The sequence below is a fragment of the Sphingomonas swuensis genome, from assembly GCF_039538045.1.
Taxonomy (GTDB): Bacteria; Pseudomonadota; Alphaproteobacteria; order Sphingomonadales; family Sphingomonadaceae; genus Sphingomicrobium; species Sphingomicrobium swuense.
In genome coordinates this window covers 2,164,573-2,180,528 of sequence record NZ_BAABBQ010000001.1, presented here as the reverse complement: position 1 = coordinate 2,180,528, position 15,956 = coordinate 2,164,573, and the positions used below count along the sequence as shown (strand labels likewise).

At 62.7% G+C, this 15,956-nt stretch carries 16 protein-coding genes; 4 read left to right on the top strand and 12 right to left on the bottom strand.

From position 1 onward, the window contains the following. Nucleotides 1-74: 74 nt before the first annotated feature. From ABD727_RS10840 to ABD727_RS10785, 12 genes are all read right to left on the bottom strand, one after another. Nucleotides 75-2,042, bottom strand: a complete 1,968-nt coding sequence (locus tag ABD727_RS10840; protein WP_192585812.1) for an ORC-CDC6 family AAA ATPase — start codon at nt 2,040-2,042, stop codon at nt 75-77. Beyond that, nucleotides 2,042-3,289, bottom strand: a complete 1,248-nt coding sequence (locus ABD727_RS10835; RefSeq protein ID WP_344708073.1) for a metallophosphoesterase family protein — start codon at nt 3,287-3,289, stop codon at nt 2,042-2,044. Before ABD727_RS10835 ends, ABD727_RS10840 begins: the two co-directional genes overlap by 1 nt. Nucleotides 3,290-3,619: 330 nt before the next feature. After that, entirely contained in the window at nt 3,620-4,432 is an 813-nt protein-coding gene (locus ABD727_RS10830; protein WP_344707406.1) for a prolipoprotein diacylglyceryl transferase family protein, read from the bottom strand. A 3-nt stretch (nt 4,433-4,435) separates the two neighbouring features. Then, nucleotides 4,436-5,218, bottom strand: coding sequence for a sulfite exporter TauE/SafE family protein (locus tag ABD727_RS10825; protein ID WP_344707405.1), 783 nt, complete (start codon nt 5,216-5,218; stop codon nt 4,436-4,438). Further along, nucleotides 5,215-6,438 (bottom strand): NAD(P)/FAD-dependent oxidoreductase, encoded by a 1,224-nt coding sequence (locus ABD727_RS10820; RefSeq protein ID WP_344707404.1) that lies wholly within the window; start codon nt 6,436-6,438, stop codon nt 5,215-5,217. The genes ABD727_RS10825 and ABD727_RS10820 overlap by 4 nt, the downstream gene beginning before the upstream one ends. Nucleotides 6,439-6,448: 10 nt before the next feature. Then, complete coding sequence (locus ABD727_RS10815) at nt 6,449-6,859, bottom strand: protein tyrosine phosphatase family protein (RefSeq protein WP_344707403.1); 411 nt, start codon at nt 6,857-6,859, stop codon at nt 6,449-6,451. A gap of 3 nt (nt 6,860-6,862) precedes the next feature. Beyond that, a complete protein-coding gene (locus tag ABD727_RS10810) occupies nt 6,863-7,309 on the bottom strand; it encodes a DUF6691 family protein (RefSeq protein ID WP_344707402.1) in 447 nt (148 codons plus the stop codon). Further along, on the bottom strand, nt 7,309-7,746 hold the full coding sequence (locus ABD727_RS10805) for a YeeE/YedE family protein (RefSeq protein WP_344707401.1): 438 nt from the start codon (nt 7,744-7,746) through the stop codon (nt 7,309-7,311). Before ABD727_RS10805 ends, ABD727_RS10810 begins: the two co-directional genes overlap by 1 nt. Continuing rightward, a complete protein-coding gene (locus ABD727_RS10800) occupies nt 7,743-8,684 on the bottom strand; it encodes an MBL fold metallo-hydrolase (RefSeq protein WP_344707400.1) in 942 nt (313 codons plus the stop codon). The genes ABD727_RS10805 and ABD727_RS10800 overlap by 4 nt, the downstream gene beginning before the upstream one ends. Before the next feature lie 4 nt (nt 8,685-8,688). Next, nucleotides 8,689-9,024 carry an ArsR/SmtB family transcription factor gene (locus tag ABD727_RS10795; RefSeq protein ID WP_300975015.1) on the bottom strand — a complete coding sequence of 112 codons (336 nt, stop codon included), beginning with the start codon at nt 9,022-9,024 and terminating at the stop codon, nt 8,689-8,691. 47 nt (nt 9,025-9,071) lie between these two features. Then, nucleotides 9,072-11,222, bottom strand: coding sequence for a protein-disulfide reductase DsbD family protein (locus ABD727_RS10790; protein ID WP_344707399.1), 2,151 nt, complete (start codon nt 11,220-11,222; stop codon nt 9,072-9,074). A 7-nt stretch (nt 11,223-11,229) separates the two neighbouring features. Next, nucleotides 11,230-11,931: a DsbA family protein gene (locus tag ABD727_RS10785; RefSeq protein WP_344707398.1), complete on the bottom strand. Its 702-nt coding sequence runs from the start codon at nt 11,929-11,931 to the stop codon at nt 11,230-11,232. Between the two features lie 122 nt (nt 11,932-12,053). Here ABD727_RS10785 and ABD727_RS10780 point away from each other — a divergent pair, with 122 nt between their 5' ends. The 4 genes from ABD727_RS10780 to ABD727_RS10765 are packed head-to-tail and all read left to right on the top strand — an operon-like array spanning nt 12,054 to nt 15,934. After that, nucleotides 12,054-12,713 (top strand): response regulator, encoded by a 660-nt coding sequence (locus ABD727_RS10780; protein ID WP_344707397.1) that lies wholly within the window; start codon nt 12,054-12,056, stop codon nt 12,711-12,713. After that, entirely contained in the window at nt 12,710-14,068 is a 1,359-nt protein-coding gene (locus ABD727_RS10775; protein ID WP_344707396.1) for an ATP-binding protein, read from the top strand. Before ABD727_RS10780 ends, ABD727_RS10775 begins: the two co-directional genes overlap by 4 nt. Before the next feature lie 37 nt (nt 14,069-14,105). Then, nucleotides 14,106-15,401, top strand: coding sequence for a L,D-transpeptidase family protein (locus ABD727_RS10770; RefSeq protein WP_344707395.1), 1,296 nt, complete (start codon nt 14,106-14,108; stop codon nt 15,399-15,401). Further along, complete coding sequence (locus ABD727_RS10765) at nt 15,398-15,934, top strand: DsrE family protein (protein WP_344707394.1); 537 nt, start codon at nt 15,398-15,400, stop codon at nt 15,932-15,934. The genes ABD727_RS10770 and ABD727_RS10765 overlap by 4 nt, the downstream gene beginning before the upstream one ends. The last annotated feature ends 22 nt before the right edge of the window (nt 15,935-15,956 follow it).

Here is a 15,956-nt window from a genome sequence, read left to right as displayed (position 1 = left end):
GGGAGCGCAAGCTTCTGTGATCGCGAGGTGGCCGTAGCGGCCGGCCGAAATACTCGACGAATTCATGTCGGCGCTCACAACAGCTTGGGGTGGTCTAAAGGTGTGTCTCGCGAGATGCGTTGGTAAGCGCGGTCAACGAGCGCATCGAGCGTTTCGCTAGAGCCCACGCACATCTCGGCAAACTCCCCCATCGGCATGCGCAGCAAGCCGTATGGTCCACGATAGGAAAAGCCGAACTCAGGCGCGAAGCGACGATGCAAGTGGAAGGCGAGTTCATGCGCCTCATCATCATCATTCTGGTCGCTGCGGGCGGGCCGGAGAAGGCCATCAGCTTCGCACCGGCGCAGCACGCGAGTGACGAAGGCTCGGCGGCCTGGATGATCTCCATTGTCATCGTCGAGGAGCGACAGGTCGAAGATGAAGTTGCCTCGTTCGGGTGTCGCTAGGGTGGACTCGACGTTGGGATTAGATTGGAGCAGGGCCGTTAGCTTCCCGATAAACTCGACGGTCCGAGTGGCCTCGGCCCAGTCGCGCTCAATTATGTTGCGAATACCGTCTAGTTTGGCCCTGCTGGAAGCCCGCACCCCAACGCGCTGAGCGTCGAGAGACAAAGGAACCTCGCGCTGGCGTAGGTCAGCAACGCTACGAATCTCCCTGCGGCGTAGAGCCTCATCAAAGATAGACCCTATGAGTTCGAGATAGTCTCGAATGCAGCCATTACTCAGCGACACGATAGTCGTTGCGCCAACGTAGGGGATGTTTGTGATCCTGAACTCGGCACAGATAGCTAGCAAGGCTGCAACGTTTTTCCGACGGAGATAGGCACCCAAATTGGCTTCTCGGTCATCCGCAAGCCTATGGCCTAATTTCTCGAGTACATAGGTTTCAAAGATGGAAGGCACGCGGTTGCTCCCGCGACGCTTGTCTCTAGCCTTGGCGCGCTCAACTAGCTGAGTGAACTCGGCGGACAGTGAGTGCTGCGCCTGATTTGCAAGAAGTGCGTTGATCGACACCTTTCCGAGCAGCGACTCTAGCTCAAAGAAATCCCGCGGAAGAGCGTTGAGGGGCGTGTCGCGGAGGCCGGGATCGGAGTAGTAAACGCGCAGCAGACTAACGCCTTCACAAAGTCGGTAGAAATCCGAGTTCCCCATGTCGTCGAGAAGCAGTTGGGTGCGGTCTGCGTCACTTAGAGTCTGATTGAAGTGAACTGTATTGGTCGAGTCATAATCTACTGAAACGTAGCTCACGACCCAAAAGAGTGGGTTTTGAGTGCTTCGAACTAGCGAGTTCAGGAATTTCTGTTGAACAGGCTGCAGCGTCTCACAATCGTCAATACAGATTTTTAGATGAAAGCTGGTGGAACAGCTTCCTTCGGCGGCGCAGGCAAGATCGCGAAGCCGCGCTGCCAGCTCGTTTATGAAGACGCCGGGCTGCGCCTCGAGCGAGAGCGCTAACGCATCGTGAACTTGGCCTCTCGTAATGAGAACGTTGAGGCGCTGGTGCAAACGGCGAAAGATCAGCGACAATCCATCCAGGCCCTCGCAACCATCCTGCCCAACGGCTTCAGCAAGTGCTGGATAACGGGCGAGGACAGCAGCGACTAGCGCATCCTCGTCGTTGGTCGAATAAGAAAACCGCTGTGCAGCCCGGAGAGAGCTTATTGCTTCGCAAATAAGTTGCGCACCAACGAACTCTATCAGCTGGCTGAAGATCTCGTAGCCCACTAAATCAGGGGTCGGGCTGTCCGGAAAACAATGCTCCCAGTTAATCAGCCCGATTGCTGACGTTAGAAAGTCCGGTAGCCGAAAGTAGACTGCGACATAGTCAGGCGGGTTGGCTCCGAGCTGATCTCGCACAGTCGGGTTATAGAGGCGCTCGCGCCAGTTGATGGCCTTCAACAAGCTGGTCTTGCCACTGCCTCGAGTTCCGGCAACGTAGACGGACTTGAGGCCTTCAAGCAGCCGCACGTTGGGCGACAGCCAGATCAGCGGGTGATCGTGGTGCTCAAATCGTGTCGGCCTGAAGGGATTGGTGGGCGTCATCAGATACTCCTCGTGACACGCCAATGAATTGCAGGCCGATCGTGGTTGGGTATCTCGACAGCACCGAGCCAGCGCAGCTCCGTAAGCGCGTCGTCAAGAACCATCTCGGGCCAACTGAGCCGCGCAAGGAGGTCACTCCGCGGCACAACAGCGTCGGGTTCCAGCACCTTCATCAGCTCTCGCGCGCGAAAAGTAGTGAGGCGAAGACCTTCGGCAGCGGTCCAGGCTGGAATGATATTTGAGCTCGCTATGCGGCACTGACTTCCATCCAGCCTGTGAGCAATGACACGGCAACCGAGCGGCACCGCTTCTTGGTTGAAGGCGATCTCGATCACATTGAAGCCCTCGCGGAGGAGCGGTGCCGAGATGGAGATGATCGCTGAGCGGGTGTGCTCCGGCACCCGCACAACCTCGATCGGACTAGTGTGGAGATGACCATGGAGGTAGAGAAGTGGCCGATTCAGGTTGAGGAGCGCAGCGCGGATTGCACCGCCATTGATCAGCTCTGAGTAGGGCGCGATGCGAGGCATGGCTTGCGGCAACAGATTATGGTGCGCGCAGATTACGGGCATCACTGTTTCGCCGACGTGCGAGAGGCTATTTGCGAGTAGAGCTATGGTGTGTTCGTCAATCGCGGGGGTATCGATTTGCTCGTATAACTCGTCGAGTTCGGCACCGCTGCCGCCCTCTACGAGAAGCTTGCGGATTGCAGGGCCTGCATGCTTCTCGAGAATGCTACCAAGCAGGCGAAGCTGACCGCACCCTCGACAGCTATTGATGCCAAACACCCGCACCTCAGCGGCATCGTCACTAGGGATAACGGACTCGCAGGGGGCAAGAATGCTGGCGGCCTTGAAGCCTGCTCCGGTTAGCACCGCATTGATGCGCTCAAAGCGATCATCGCTATCAGGATCTAAGCGCCGATCAATGTCGTGGTTACCAATTATCAGCTTACAATCGGGACCTTCGCCAGGCCAAGTCTCGGCAAACAGTCCGCGAATGTACCGCGCACATTCGTTAAGTGCCGTGCTGTCGCCTCGGGTCGTGAAATCACCCATAAAGGTGACGAAGTCGATGCCCCCCGTTTCGAGGACGTGACTAAGGCTACGGAAGACGGCCTGAAGCGGGGCCGTTCCAATTGACTCACGCAGAGCGGCCGGAAAACCGGGATCCTTGTTGTCCACGGGAGACTGAAAGTTTTCCGAGTCAGAGTAGTGGATGTCGCCTACTTGTACGACACGAAACACACGCAATTCGGAACCCCTAACCGTGGCTTTGTCTCAGTTGTATCCAGCGATCGATGCGGCTGCCATAGCTTACCAGCGGCTTGTTCCTAATCTTCTGCCATTATGGCCCGGCCACCTCTGGTTTGAATGATTTCTAGGTTAGCCGAAGTATGGATGGCGTAGGCGAATGTCTTCTTTCCGCCTCTGCCCGCCCGGAAGCCGCCGTTCCGCTTTCCACCACCAACCGACTTTCAGACAGCCACTTAATACGACTGGCAATGGCCGGTAGCTGCCGGTCCGCAAAAGAAAGCATGGATCGCAAACTCGGACATTCATTCGAACGCTGCGAGCTCAGCGACGTTCGTGCCGCACAGCCTTTATCTCTTCAGCCAGCATCGCCCGCGACAGCTCGCCCACATGCACCGACTTAACCTTCCCAGCTGCGTCGATGAAGATCGTGGCGGGATACCCGGCGGCGCCGATGACGGTGGCAAGAGAGGCAGTGTCGTCGAGGTAAACCAAATCGTCGGGCAGGCGGTTTGCAACTAGGAATCGCTCGGCAACCGCCCGCTCTTCGCCGCTGTTGACGAGCAAGATGGGGACTGGTGAGCGTAACGCCGTGTCGATCAACATCGGCATCTCTCGGCGACATGGCAGACACCAGCTCGCCCAAAGATTGATTACCAGTGGCCGGCCACGCCATGCGGAGAGATTGACGTGCTTACCGGTCAGTGTCTGCACAGCGAGGCCGGCCGGCAGCGGTCTTGGTGCGGGTCTCAGAAGGTGAGAAGCGCCGATGTAGGCGCTCGTCACGCCGAGTATCGCACCCACCATAACCAGTGACGAAGTGCGCAGGCGCAAGAACCGCAGAGTGACGAGGACGGCAGCCGCCACTCCGGCCGGCAGCGAGAAGCCTCCCTGCCAGATCGCGAGAATGGATGCGGGCTCGATCGCGAAGGCTTCCCAATTGCCGACGACATAGCCGATCCTCGCGGCCACGAGCCCGACTACCAGCGCCCACCAGCCCGCACGCTCTGCGGACGCATCGTATTTCCTGGCCAAGATGGCGGCGATGACGAGGAAGACCGAGACGAGAACGAGCGCCAGTGCTCGATCGGCTGCCAGCAAGAGGGGGCCGATCTGTACGGCTTGCGGAAGCGACATGAGCTAGAATGCCGCTCCCGCGCTTTTCCATAGCATGTAGGCGGCGACGACGAAGATCAGGACCGCGAAGATGTTGGTCAGCTGACCCGAGCTTGACAGACGCTTGGCGGCGCGCGTGCCTGCGAAGGAGCCGATGACACCGCCCGCAATGAACACACCCGCGAGCAGCCAGTCGACGAGACCCGAGAAAGCATAGTTGGCGGCGGTCGTGAGGCCAAAGGCGGTCACTGCCACAAGGCTGGTGCCGACTGCATTGATCATCGGCATGCCGGTCGACGCGATCAGGCCGGGCACGATGAGGAAGCCGCCGCCGATCCCGAAGAAGCCCGAAAAGCCGCCGGTGCCAAGACCAGCCCCGAGCACCTTTCCGGCGTTGCTGCGGTCGCACTGGGCCCCCGCCTCGCCTTCGTGCTTGCGGCGGCGGAGCATCAGGATGCCGACCACAATCATCACGATGGCAAAGAGGAACAGCAGCTTCTGCCCATCGAACGCTTTGCCGGCGGTCGAGCCGAAGAACGCGCCGATGACGCCGGCCCCGGCATACATCAAGCCGCAGCGCCATTTCACCGTGTCCGCGCGGGCGTGATTGGCGAGACCGGTCGCGGCATTGGCGGCCACCGCGAGGGCACTGGTGCCGATCGCGACATGCGGGCTCTGGACGCCGACCAGATAGACCATCAGCGGCACGGCGAGGATTGATCCGCCGCCGCCGACCAGGCCGAGCGTGAAGCCGACGAGGCTGCCCGACAGAAGGCCGAGGATGTATTGGACGGTATCGAGCATCATGCGGCCTTCTTCAGCTCGGCGGGCGCGGCCAACCACTCCCGGCCCTTCAGCGTGGCGTCCCAGTAGATGGCAGGAAGCAGGTCCTTCTTGAGGTGCCAGGCGAGTCGCGAGGGCTTCGTGCCGTCGATCACGAACTTCGGAAAACTCGGCAGGAGCGCGCCACCGTAACCGAATTCGGCCAGCAGGATCTTGCCATTCTCGACGGTGAGCGGGCAGCTGCCATAACCATCGTAGGCGGCCTTGAGCGGCCTTTTGGCCAAAACAGCAAGGACATTGCCCGCGACAACCGGCGCCTGCTTGCGCACCGCCGCAGCCGTCTTGGCGTTGGGCATGTTGCCGATGTCGCCGATGGCAAAGACGTTTGCGAACAGGCGATGCTGGAGCGTCTGCTGATCGACGTCGACGTACCCGCCCTTGTCCGACAGGAAGCTGTTCGCAACCACTTCCACCGCCTTCTGCGGCGGGGTCACATGCAGCATATCGAAACTGCGAGTTTCCACCGTGTCGCCGGACTTGAAGGTAGCAAGGCGCGCTTCACCATCGACGGCGATGAGGTTGTTCCCGAAATGGGTCTCGATGCCGTAGCGATCGATCGTCTGCTCGAGTGCCGGGACGTACTCCTTGACGCCGAAGAGCGTAGGCGCAGCGCTGTGGAAAGTGACCTGGACGTTGCCGAGGACGCCTTCGCGCTCCCAATGGTTGGCCGACAGATACATCGCTTTCTGCGGCGCCCCAGCGCATTTGATCGGCATGGGCGGCTGGGTGAACAGGGCCGCACCCGACCGGAGATTGCGAACCAGATCCCACGTGTAAGGCGCAAGGTCGGGGCGATAGTTCGAAGTCACGCCATTGCGACCGAGCGTCTCCTTCAGGCCATCAATGGCCTCGAAGTCGAGCCGGTTGCCAGTGGCGACGATAAGGACACGGTAGGACAGGATCTGACCATCAGCGAGAATGATCTCGTCCTTGCCCGGGTCAAAGGCCTGCACCGATGTTTTCAGCCATGTCACTCCCTTTGGCATGACCTTGGCCATTGGCCTGCGAACATCACCGATGGTGAAGACGCCAGCGCCGATCAGGGTGTAGCCCGGCTGATAGTCGTGGGTTTCGCGCGGCTCGACCACCGCGATGTCGAGGCTAGGCTGGCGGCGCAGCAGCGACGCCGCCGCAGCGAGGCCGCCGGCACCGCCGCCGACGATGACGACGTCATGCTTGAGCATCGTCGGTACCCTAAGACAGGCGTTGGCGGAAGGGCTCGAGATCGTAGCCTTCCTTGGCGGCAATCGCGATCCGCTCATCGACGGTGAGATTGGCCTGGTTGGCCAGAGCCCACAGCAGGGCGGCGCGGGTACCGGTACGGCAGAAGACGGCGATCGGCTTCGGCAGCGTTTCTAAGGCTTCACGGAACTCGGCGACCTGCTCGTCGGTGATCTGACCCATGACGACGGGGATGTGGCGCGATTCGAGGCCCTGCTGCGCTGCGGCGGCTTCGAGCTCGGCCCATGACGGCTGGTCATCGCTTTCGCCGTCAGGGCGATTGCAGATGACCGAACGATAGCCGCGCTGGGCCAGGTCGGCGATGTCGTGGGCCGACGGCTGGGCCAAGGCGGTCACGTTTGGGGTGAGGACGGCGAGCTTCATGGTTCAGGCTCCTTGAGCAGCGAGCGCACGGCGCTCGGGGATGAGGCGATGAGCGGCCATGCCGACGAGCATGGCTGCGACGAAAGGAAGGACGGCCGTGGGCGCCAGTGCGAGCGAGGCGACGGCCGGTCCGGGGCACAGGCCCGCGATGCCCCACCCGATGCCGAACAGCGCGGAGCCGACGATCAGCTTGCCATCGAGGTCGGTCCGATCCGGCAAGGCGAAGCGCTCGCCGAACAGCGGCCGGGCCATCCTCGCCTGCAGCCGCCAGGCGATCGCCATGACGATCACCGCACCGCCCATGACGAAGGCGAGGGTCGGGTCCCACGCGCCGAACAGGTCGAGGAAGCCTCGTACCCGCGCGGGGTCGGTCATCCCGCCGATGCTGAGACCGCCGCCGAATAGCGCGCCGGACAATAGCGGCGGAAAGAAGCGTCGTGCGACACTCATCACAGGCCTCCGATGAGATTGATGACGGCAACGGTCGCGATGCCCGCAGCCATGAAGGTGGCGGTGGCGATCATGGAGCGTTGTGACAGCCGGCTGACGCCGCACACGCCGTGTCCGCTGGTGCAACCGCTTCCCATCCGGGTGCCGATGCCGACAAGCAGGCCAGCGGCGACGAGGACGGGCCTCGAGGCGAACTCGGCCTCACCCTGCCCGGTGATCGAAGCGACCAGCAAAGCCCCAAGCGGCAGCCCGATCAAAAACATCCACGCGCTACTGCGCGACATGCCGCTGTCGGCAAGACCCGTGGCGCGCGCGATGATGCCCGACACGCCGGCGATCCGGCCCGCCCCGAGCAGCATCAGCGCCGCGGCAAGGCCGATCATCACGCCGCCGATCAGCCCGTGCAGCGGCTGCGCGTTGGCGAACAGCGCGCTCACAGCAGGTCGATCGGCTGCTTGAGGTAGCGGACGCCATTGTCTTCCGGCTCGGGCATGTGCCCGCCGCGCATGTTCACCTGCAGCGAGGGCAGGATCAGCTTGGGCATCGACAGGGTCGCGTCGCGCTGGGTGCGCATGGCGACGAAATCCTCCTCGCTCACGCCCTCGTGGATGTGGACGTTGGCGGTGCGCTCGGCGAGCATGGTGGTCTCCCACACAAACTCGTCACGGTTCGGCGCCTTATAGTCGTGGCACAGGAACACGCGGGTCTCGTCCGGCAGTTTCATCAGCCGGCGAACCGAGCGATACAGTTGGCGCGCATCGCCGCCCGGAAAGTCGGCGCGGGCCGAGCCATAGTCCGGCATGAACATGGTATCGCCGGTGAACAGCGCGTCGCCCACGACATAAGCCATGTCCGCCGGGGTGTGCCCGGGCACATGCAGCGCGATCAGCGGGATGCCGCCGATGTCGAGCACGTCGCCATCGTCGAGCAGCCGGTCGAACTGCGAGCCATCACGGGCAAACTCGGTGCCTTCGTTGAAGATCTTTCCGAACACGCCCTGCACGGTCACGATCTCGCGCCCGATCGCCATCTTCCCACCCAGCTTCTGCTGAAGGTACGGCGCTGCCGACAAGTGATCGGCATGGGCGTGGGTCTCGAGGATCCAGTCGACCGTCAGGCCTTCTTTCTCGACATAGGCGACGATCTTGTCGGCGCTATCGAAGCTGGTCCGACCCGACGCATGATCAAAGTTCCAGACGCTGTCGATGATGGCCGCGCGCTTGGTGGCGGCATCGCTGACGACGTAGCTCACGGTGAAGGTCGGCTCGTCGAAAAAGGCCTTCACCTGCGGGGCGCGAAGCTCGCCGTGGAGCACGTCGGCGACCTGCGCGACGGCGTGCTCGATGTGGCGATCGTTGGTTGAAGCGGTGGTCATCAGCCTAGCTCCTGCTGGAATTGGAGGCCCCGAGCTCGGGGCAGAAAAGGTCGTGGAGAAGCGCGAGCACCTGCTGCGCCTTGGGATCGCAGACGCTGTAGAAAACCGTCTGCGACTCCTTGCGGGTGGCGACGAGGCCTTCCTCGCGCAGCTTGGCGAGGTGCTGCGACAGGGCCGACTGGCCGAGGCCGACGCGGTCCTGCAATTGCCCGACCGACAGCTCGCCCTCCGCCGCGAGGTGACAGAGCACCAGCAGCCGGCATTCGTTGGCCATCGATTTAAGCAGACCCACAGCTTTTTCGGCCTGGGCGCCAAATTGAGCCAGAAGCTCCGTATCCATTCGGCTCTCCATAAGACGTCGCTTATTTAGGATGTTCTAATGTTGTGTCAAGTCTTGGCGTTCACGGCCCGCTCAATGAGCATCCGAGATGTCAGCAATTGCGGCATGATCTCGGGCGATTTCCCTGGTGCCACGAAGAGGTAGAAGGGGATGCTGTTGCGGCCCTGGCGGGCCAGGAAGCGGGTGATCGTGGGATCCCCGTTGGTCCAATCCCCTCGCAGCGTCACTACGCCAGCCTTACCGAACGCGGCTCTCGTCTCCGGCCGCTCAATGGCGACCTTCTCGTTGACCTTGCAGGTCAGGCACCAGTCGGCGGTGAAGTCGACGAAAACGGGAGTGCCCGCGCTACGAAGCTCCGCAAGGCGCTTCTCGGTAAAGGGCTCGATCCCGCCGATCGCAGGCGCAGGCGCGGCGGCGACCGTTCGCGGTGGAGCTGTCACAATGAGCAGGCCGATCGCCAAAGCGGACGCCGAAAGGGGAAGCCAGCTCCGCGATCGGCCAGCTTGTTGGCGCAGGCCGACCCACCACAAACCAACCGCGATCGACAGTGCGGCAAGCGCTCCTGCCGTCATCGCGGCCGTTCCGCCTTGTCGGCCCAACAGCCACAGCAACCCGACAGTCGTCAGGAGCATCGGAAGCGCCAGGATGCGGCGGAAGGTCAACATCCACGGTCCAGGCTTGGGCAGCCAGCGACGGCTCGCGGGAACATAGGCGAGGATCAGGAACGGCAAGGCGAGGCCAAGCCCTAGTCCAAGGAAAATCGTCATCGCGCCCATCGATGACAGCAGCATTGCGGCTCCGAGAGCCGTCGCCATGAACGGGCCGCTGCACGGCGTGGCGATTAAGGCCGCCATCGCTCCGGTGGCGACGGATCCAGTCACACCCTTACCGCCGGTCTTGCCCACGCTCAGCGAGGGCAACTCGAACAGGCCGGCGAAATTGAGCGCAATCGCGAAGCTGAGAAGCAGAAGGCCGAAGATCACCCCCGGGTTCTGGAGCTGGAAGGACCAGCCCACCTCCACCCCGGCCTGCCGCAGGAGGAGGATGATCACGCCGAGTGCACCCGTACCGAGCAGCGCTCCCGCCGTGTAACCGAGCGCATCACGCCGGGCGCCGCGCTCCGAGCCTCCCGACCGCGCAAGGCTGAGCGCCTTCAGGCTGAGGATGGGGAATACACACGGCATGAGATTGAGCAGCAAACCGCCAAGGATCGCGCCTGCGACCGCCAGGAGCAGCGAAATTGTGGGAGTTAAGGAGACGGGCTGGTCGGAGGCGCCGATGATGGGACCAGTAGGCGACGCAGGTACGGAGGCCAGCTGGCGTGCCTCCGCCGGCGTCTCGGCACTTTCCGGAGCAGCAGGATCGGCAGCAACTTCTTCGCCCTTGGGCGTTGCGTCGAGAGGCGATCTCTCGCTGCCCGTCTCCGTCGCCGCCGCAGCCCGCACGAACCGCATCCGAAATGCCGCGGCTCCGTCATCGACAATCCCGCTGATCGTCGCCGGGGGCTTACCGGAAAGTGTGCCCGTCAACTTGCCGGCGACCGGGCCCGTCGTTGATGCATCGAGGTAGCCGTTTTCGTCCGGGAAAAAGCGAGGTCGGCTCGATCCCAGGCGCACGCCCTTGGGCAACAGGAGAAGCAGCTTGCGCCCCTCTACCGTGTAACTGCCCGCCGCAGCGACCACGCGCGGCAAGGCAGCCTGCGCCTTTCGGATCGCCGGAGCATCGCTGCTCGCTTCTCCGTCGCCCGCCGTGAGCTCGACCTCGACGGTGGCGCGCTCTGGGACGCACAGGCTGTCCGAGCAGGCCAGCCAACTCACGTTTGCCTTGACCCGGAGTCTAGTGCCCGGCGCCACACTCGCCGGCACCCCAACAGTCGAGAGCAGGATGTGCTCGCCCGCGTGCACGTTGCTGGTGATCCCGGCCACCCGCAGGATTGTCGGCGCAGGATGTCGTAAGGGGCCGAAGGTCAGGCCGCCTGGGGCGGTCCACTCCACCTGCGGCGGCAACCCGCTGTCGCCGGGATTGCTCCAATAGCCGTGCCACCCGGCCTTCGGCTGAAAGCGGAGGCCCAGCGTAATCGTGCTGCCGGGCTCCGGCTTCGCTGTGCTGGCCACGAGCGAAACAGCAATGCGCTGCTCACGCGCCTCGGCAGCAGTGGACCAGGAGAGCAGAGCCAGCAGAGCAAGAACCAGCTGCATGGCGGCCTCAGATCCCTTCGGGCTGCGGAGGAATGAAGTTCTTGGGCTTGGCCGACTTGCGAGCGATCGCCACCGCTTTCTTGAGGTCTTTCAGGTCCAGCCCGCCCGCGTAGAGGGTGTCCTCGACGATGAAGCCCGGCGTCCCCGCGAGATCGAGCTGTATCGCCTGCGCATCGTTGCGCTCCAGCAGGTTGTCGACTTCACTCCCTCGCGTTTTGAGATCGCTCTCAAGCTTTGCCCAGTCCACGCCCGCCTTGATGGCCGCAGCTTTGATCGACTGCTCCGAAAGCGGACGCGGCGACTTCATCAGGGCATCGTGGAATGAAGCATGTTTGTTCTGCCACTGGCTGGCGATTGCCAGGCGTGCCGCTCGTCGCGATTGCGGGCCGAAGATCGGCCAGTCGCGATAGATGATCCGAACCTTCTTGTCGGCTGCCACCAGCTTCATCAGGGCATCGTGCGAGGTTCGGCATACCGGGCATTGATAGTCGGTATATTCGACGATCGTGACGTCGTAGCCGGCCGGCTTCACAGTGGGCGCGAGGGCATCCTCGAGGAAGAATTTGCGGGTTTCCTCGGCGCTAGGCTCAACCTCGGTGCCCACCTCGGCCTGGCTCTGCGGAACCTTGGCGGGCTCGCCGCTCGAGAAAGCGATGGCGGACGCCGATCCAGCCCCAACAAGGGCCAAGGCTGCAAGGAAGCTTTTCAATGTCTCTCTCCAACAAGGAGATGGCGCGCAGGCCATCAAGCCTCGCGGAACCAGACGCTTAGGCTTAAGTCAGCCTTAAGTCGGGGGGCGCAGCGACAGCCCTGGCAAGTGAGCGAGACGCGATGAGAGTGTTGGTTGTCGAAGATGATGAGGTGTTGCGTGAGGCGGTTGAAGCCGGGCTCGCGCTCGCCGGATTCACCGTCGATGCCGTCGACAATTTGCATGATGCGAAGGCGGCTGCGACCGACTGGAGCTACGACGCCATCGTTCTCGATCTCGCCCTTCCAGACGGCTTCGGGCTGGAACTTTTGCAGGAGTGGCGAAAGGCCGGAAGTTCGACGCCGGTGCTGCTCCTCACTGCCAGGAACGCAACCTTCGATAGGATCACTGGCCTGGATAGCGGGGCCGACGATTACCTCGGCAAGCCGTTCGACCTGGACGAACTTGCGGCACGGCTTCGCGCCATCGTCCGTCGCGGCCAAGGACGTGCAACTCCCGTGCTTGAATGGGCCGACCTGAGCCTCGATCCTGCCAATCGCGTGGTGACCAAGGCCGGGGAGAGCCTCACCCTTTCCCGCCGCGAGTTCACGGTCCTCGAGACCCTGATGGAGCATCCTCAGAAACTGTCATCCAGGGCGCAACTCGAGGAACGGCTCTACGGCTGGCAGGAAGAAGTCGAGAGCAATGCGGTCGAGGTGCACATCCACAACCTCCGGGCCAAACTCGGACGCGGCTGCATCGAAACCGTCCGGGGTGAAGGCTACAGGATGGGCCGCGCATGACCTCAATCCGCTGGCGCCTCTTCGCGCTTCTCCTTTCCGCCACGGTGCTTGTATGGTCTGCGGCCGCCGCATGGATTTACGTCAGCACGCGGAGCGACGTTCAACGGGTCCTCGATAATCGCCTTGTCGAGGCCGCAGGCATGGTTGCTTCCCTGGCGCGCAACAGTGCCAGAGCACTGCAGGCGGCCCCCGACGAACGCACGTTGCCGGTCGAAACGCATGTCGGACGACAGCTGTCCTGCCAGATATGGACTCTCGATGGACGACTGGTGGGTCGCTCGGGGAGCGCTCCGACCGTCCCTCTGTCGGCGGGCGACAACGGCTTTTCCGAGCGGATCATCAACGGCGAGGAATGGCGCGTCTACACGCTGGTCGAGCCCGAAGCCGGGCTGCGGATCCTGGTCGGCGACAACCTCAAAGTCCGCCGCAATCTGACGGCCGATGTCATGGCCGGCCTGCTTTTCCCTGCGCTGGCTGGCATTCTCGCCCTTGCTGTCCTCCTCTGGTCGGCCGTAGGCAAGGGGCTGTCGCCATTACGTAGGGTCGCAGGGGAGCTGGCGCGGCGGGATCCCGGAGACACGAACGCGCTGACCGTTGAGAAGCCAAGTTGTGAATTGCTTCCGTTGGTCGACGCGATCAACGGTCTCTTCGAACGGCTGGAGGAGCTTCGCGCCACCGAACGCCACTTTATCGCCAGCGCGGCTCACGAACTGCAAACGCCCTTGGCTGGCCTGAAGGCCCATGCACAAGTCGCTCTCGCTGCCAACGACGCTACCCTCCGAAACAAGTCGTTGCGAAGCATTCAGCTTTCGGTGGACCGCACATCACGCCTGGTTGAACAGTTGCTCGACCTTGCCCGCGAGGAAGCCGGCGCGTCGGCGACGGGTAACAGGTGGAGCTCTCTCGGCGCGGTTGTTCGGATGGTCGAGGAAGAGATGCGGATCGATCTCGACCGGCGAGCGGTGCGTCTCGAACTCGATCCGAAGGCGGCAAGCACCGAAGTGCGGGCGGATGATGCATCACTGACTCTCGCCTTGCGGAATCTCATTCGCAACGCTGTGGAGCACGCACCAGAACAGTCGCGTGTCTTCGTCAATGTCACAGATCGGGGCGCTTCTGCCGCGATCCAGGTCCTGGACACAGGCCCCGGCATACGGCCTGACGAACTACCGCAAATCCGTGATCGCTTCGTTCGAGGCCGCCACGCAAAAGGCCCGGGGAGTGGTCTTGGCCTCTCCATCGTCGAGCTGGTCGCCGCCCGTTTCGAGGCCGTGCTGCGGCTCACCAATCGGCCCGGCAGCGGCCTGGAGGCAAGTCTGGAGCTTCCTTCCGAGGCGATCAGGGCAAAGCCATAAGCTTGGCTTAAGGCTGGGCTTCCACCCGTCAGCTCCCTTGGAGCCCGACGCCATGAAATTTCGACCTTTCCTCGCGCCCGTCGCAGCCCTTTCCTTGCTCGGAGTGGGAACCCCGGCATCGGCTCAACCCTCGCCCTCTGCGGCGCAGATCTCTGCGGAAGTCGAGGCGTTCCACCAATACCGCTTCGACCAGCCCTTCTGGACGCCGGCCGCCGTGGAAGCGTTGCTTCGACTTCTCGAAACCAGCGCGGTAGATGGTCTCGCGCCGCAAGGTTACCAGGTCGCAAGGCTGCGCGACCTAGCGGCCAAGACGATGGCAGACCCTCGCCGCGACCGGCGCGCAATGGACCTGGCCCTGTCAGCGGCCTTTGTTCGCTATGCGGCAGCATTGGCGCAGGCCGGAGACACCGGCGTCACCTATGTCGATCCGGCAGCACGGCCGCGCCCGGTGCGGCCAACCTTGCTACTCCTCCGAGCGCGCGAGAGTGGATCGGTCGAGACCTTCATCGAGGAGATGGCATGGATGAACCCCATCTATGCCCAGACCCGGCGCGAGCTTCTCGCCAGCGGGAATGACCCTCGGCGAAGCGCGTTGCTCAGCCTCAACCTCAAGCGAGCCCGTGCCCTGCCGAGAGGCCCGGCTCGCTACATCCTCGTCAACGTTCCCTCGGCCCGGCTGGAAGTTCGAGAAGGAACCCGCATCCTCGAAAGCATGAAGGTCGTGGTGGGCATGAAGCACACCCAGACACCGGAGATGGCCGGCATGATACGCTACGCTATCCAGAACCCGTCGTGGCACATCCCAACCGACATCACCCGCGATAAGGTGGCGCCGCGAGTGCTCAAGGAGGGCACGGCCTATCTCCGGTCAAAGGAATATGAGGTGCTTTCCGATTTCGGCCCGGCCCCGAAGGTGCTCGACCCCGCCAAGGTCGACTGGAAGGCCGTCGTCGAGGGCAGGGTGGAAGCCTTCGTGCGGCAGAAGCCTGGGCCCACCAGCGGCTTGGGCAAGATCGTCTTCAAGTTCCCCAACGAGATGGGAATCTACCTTCACGACACGCCAGGCAAGTCGCTCTTCAAACAGGATGATCGGCTGGCCAGCGCAGGCTGTGTCAGGCTCGAAAATCCCGACGGCCTGTCGAAGCTCATCCTTGGTGATGTGCTCGACCCCACGGCGACGGAAACCGACAAATACGTGCCGCTTCTCCGCCCCGTCCCTGTCTACCTGTCGTACCTGACCGCTTACCCGGTCGACGGGAAGCTCGTCGACCAGCGAGACATCTACAACAAGGACAAGCTGCCGTCAGCGATGACCGAAGGCAAAGCCTCGTGATCGGGTCAGCCTTTATCTCGATTCTCGCGGCGATCAGCTTGGACACGACGGCGACGAAGGAGCGGAGCCATCCAGCGGTTCCGGGCTATGGCGCGATTGTAGCCGTCCCAGAAGCCGCAACGCGGGCAGACCGCAAGCTCGATTACCGGGTGGCGTTCAGCGTCACCAAGGCCGCCCTTAAATCGGATCAGGTCAACCCGAGCCTTGAGAAAGTCGCCCGCTATGTGAACCTGCTGCGCTCGGAAGGTGTACCTGCCCGCCAAGTCTCGATCGTCGTCGCCGTCCACGGCGCAGCAACGGGATCCTTGCTGACCAACGAAGCTTACAGCCGCAAGTATGGCGGTCCGAACCCAAACGTCGCCCTGATTTCCAGTCTGCGGGCGATTGGTGTGAGCCTCCATGTTTGCGGGCAGGCCCTTGCCGGCCAGAAGATCGAGCGCTCCAGCATCTTGCCAGGAGTTCTTGTCGACCTTTCAGCCCTGGTGACGTTGACGACACTCGAGCTCAAGGGTTGGGCCATTGTCACGGACTGACGGCGCCACTGACGCCGGTGCC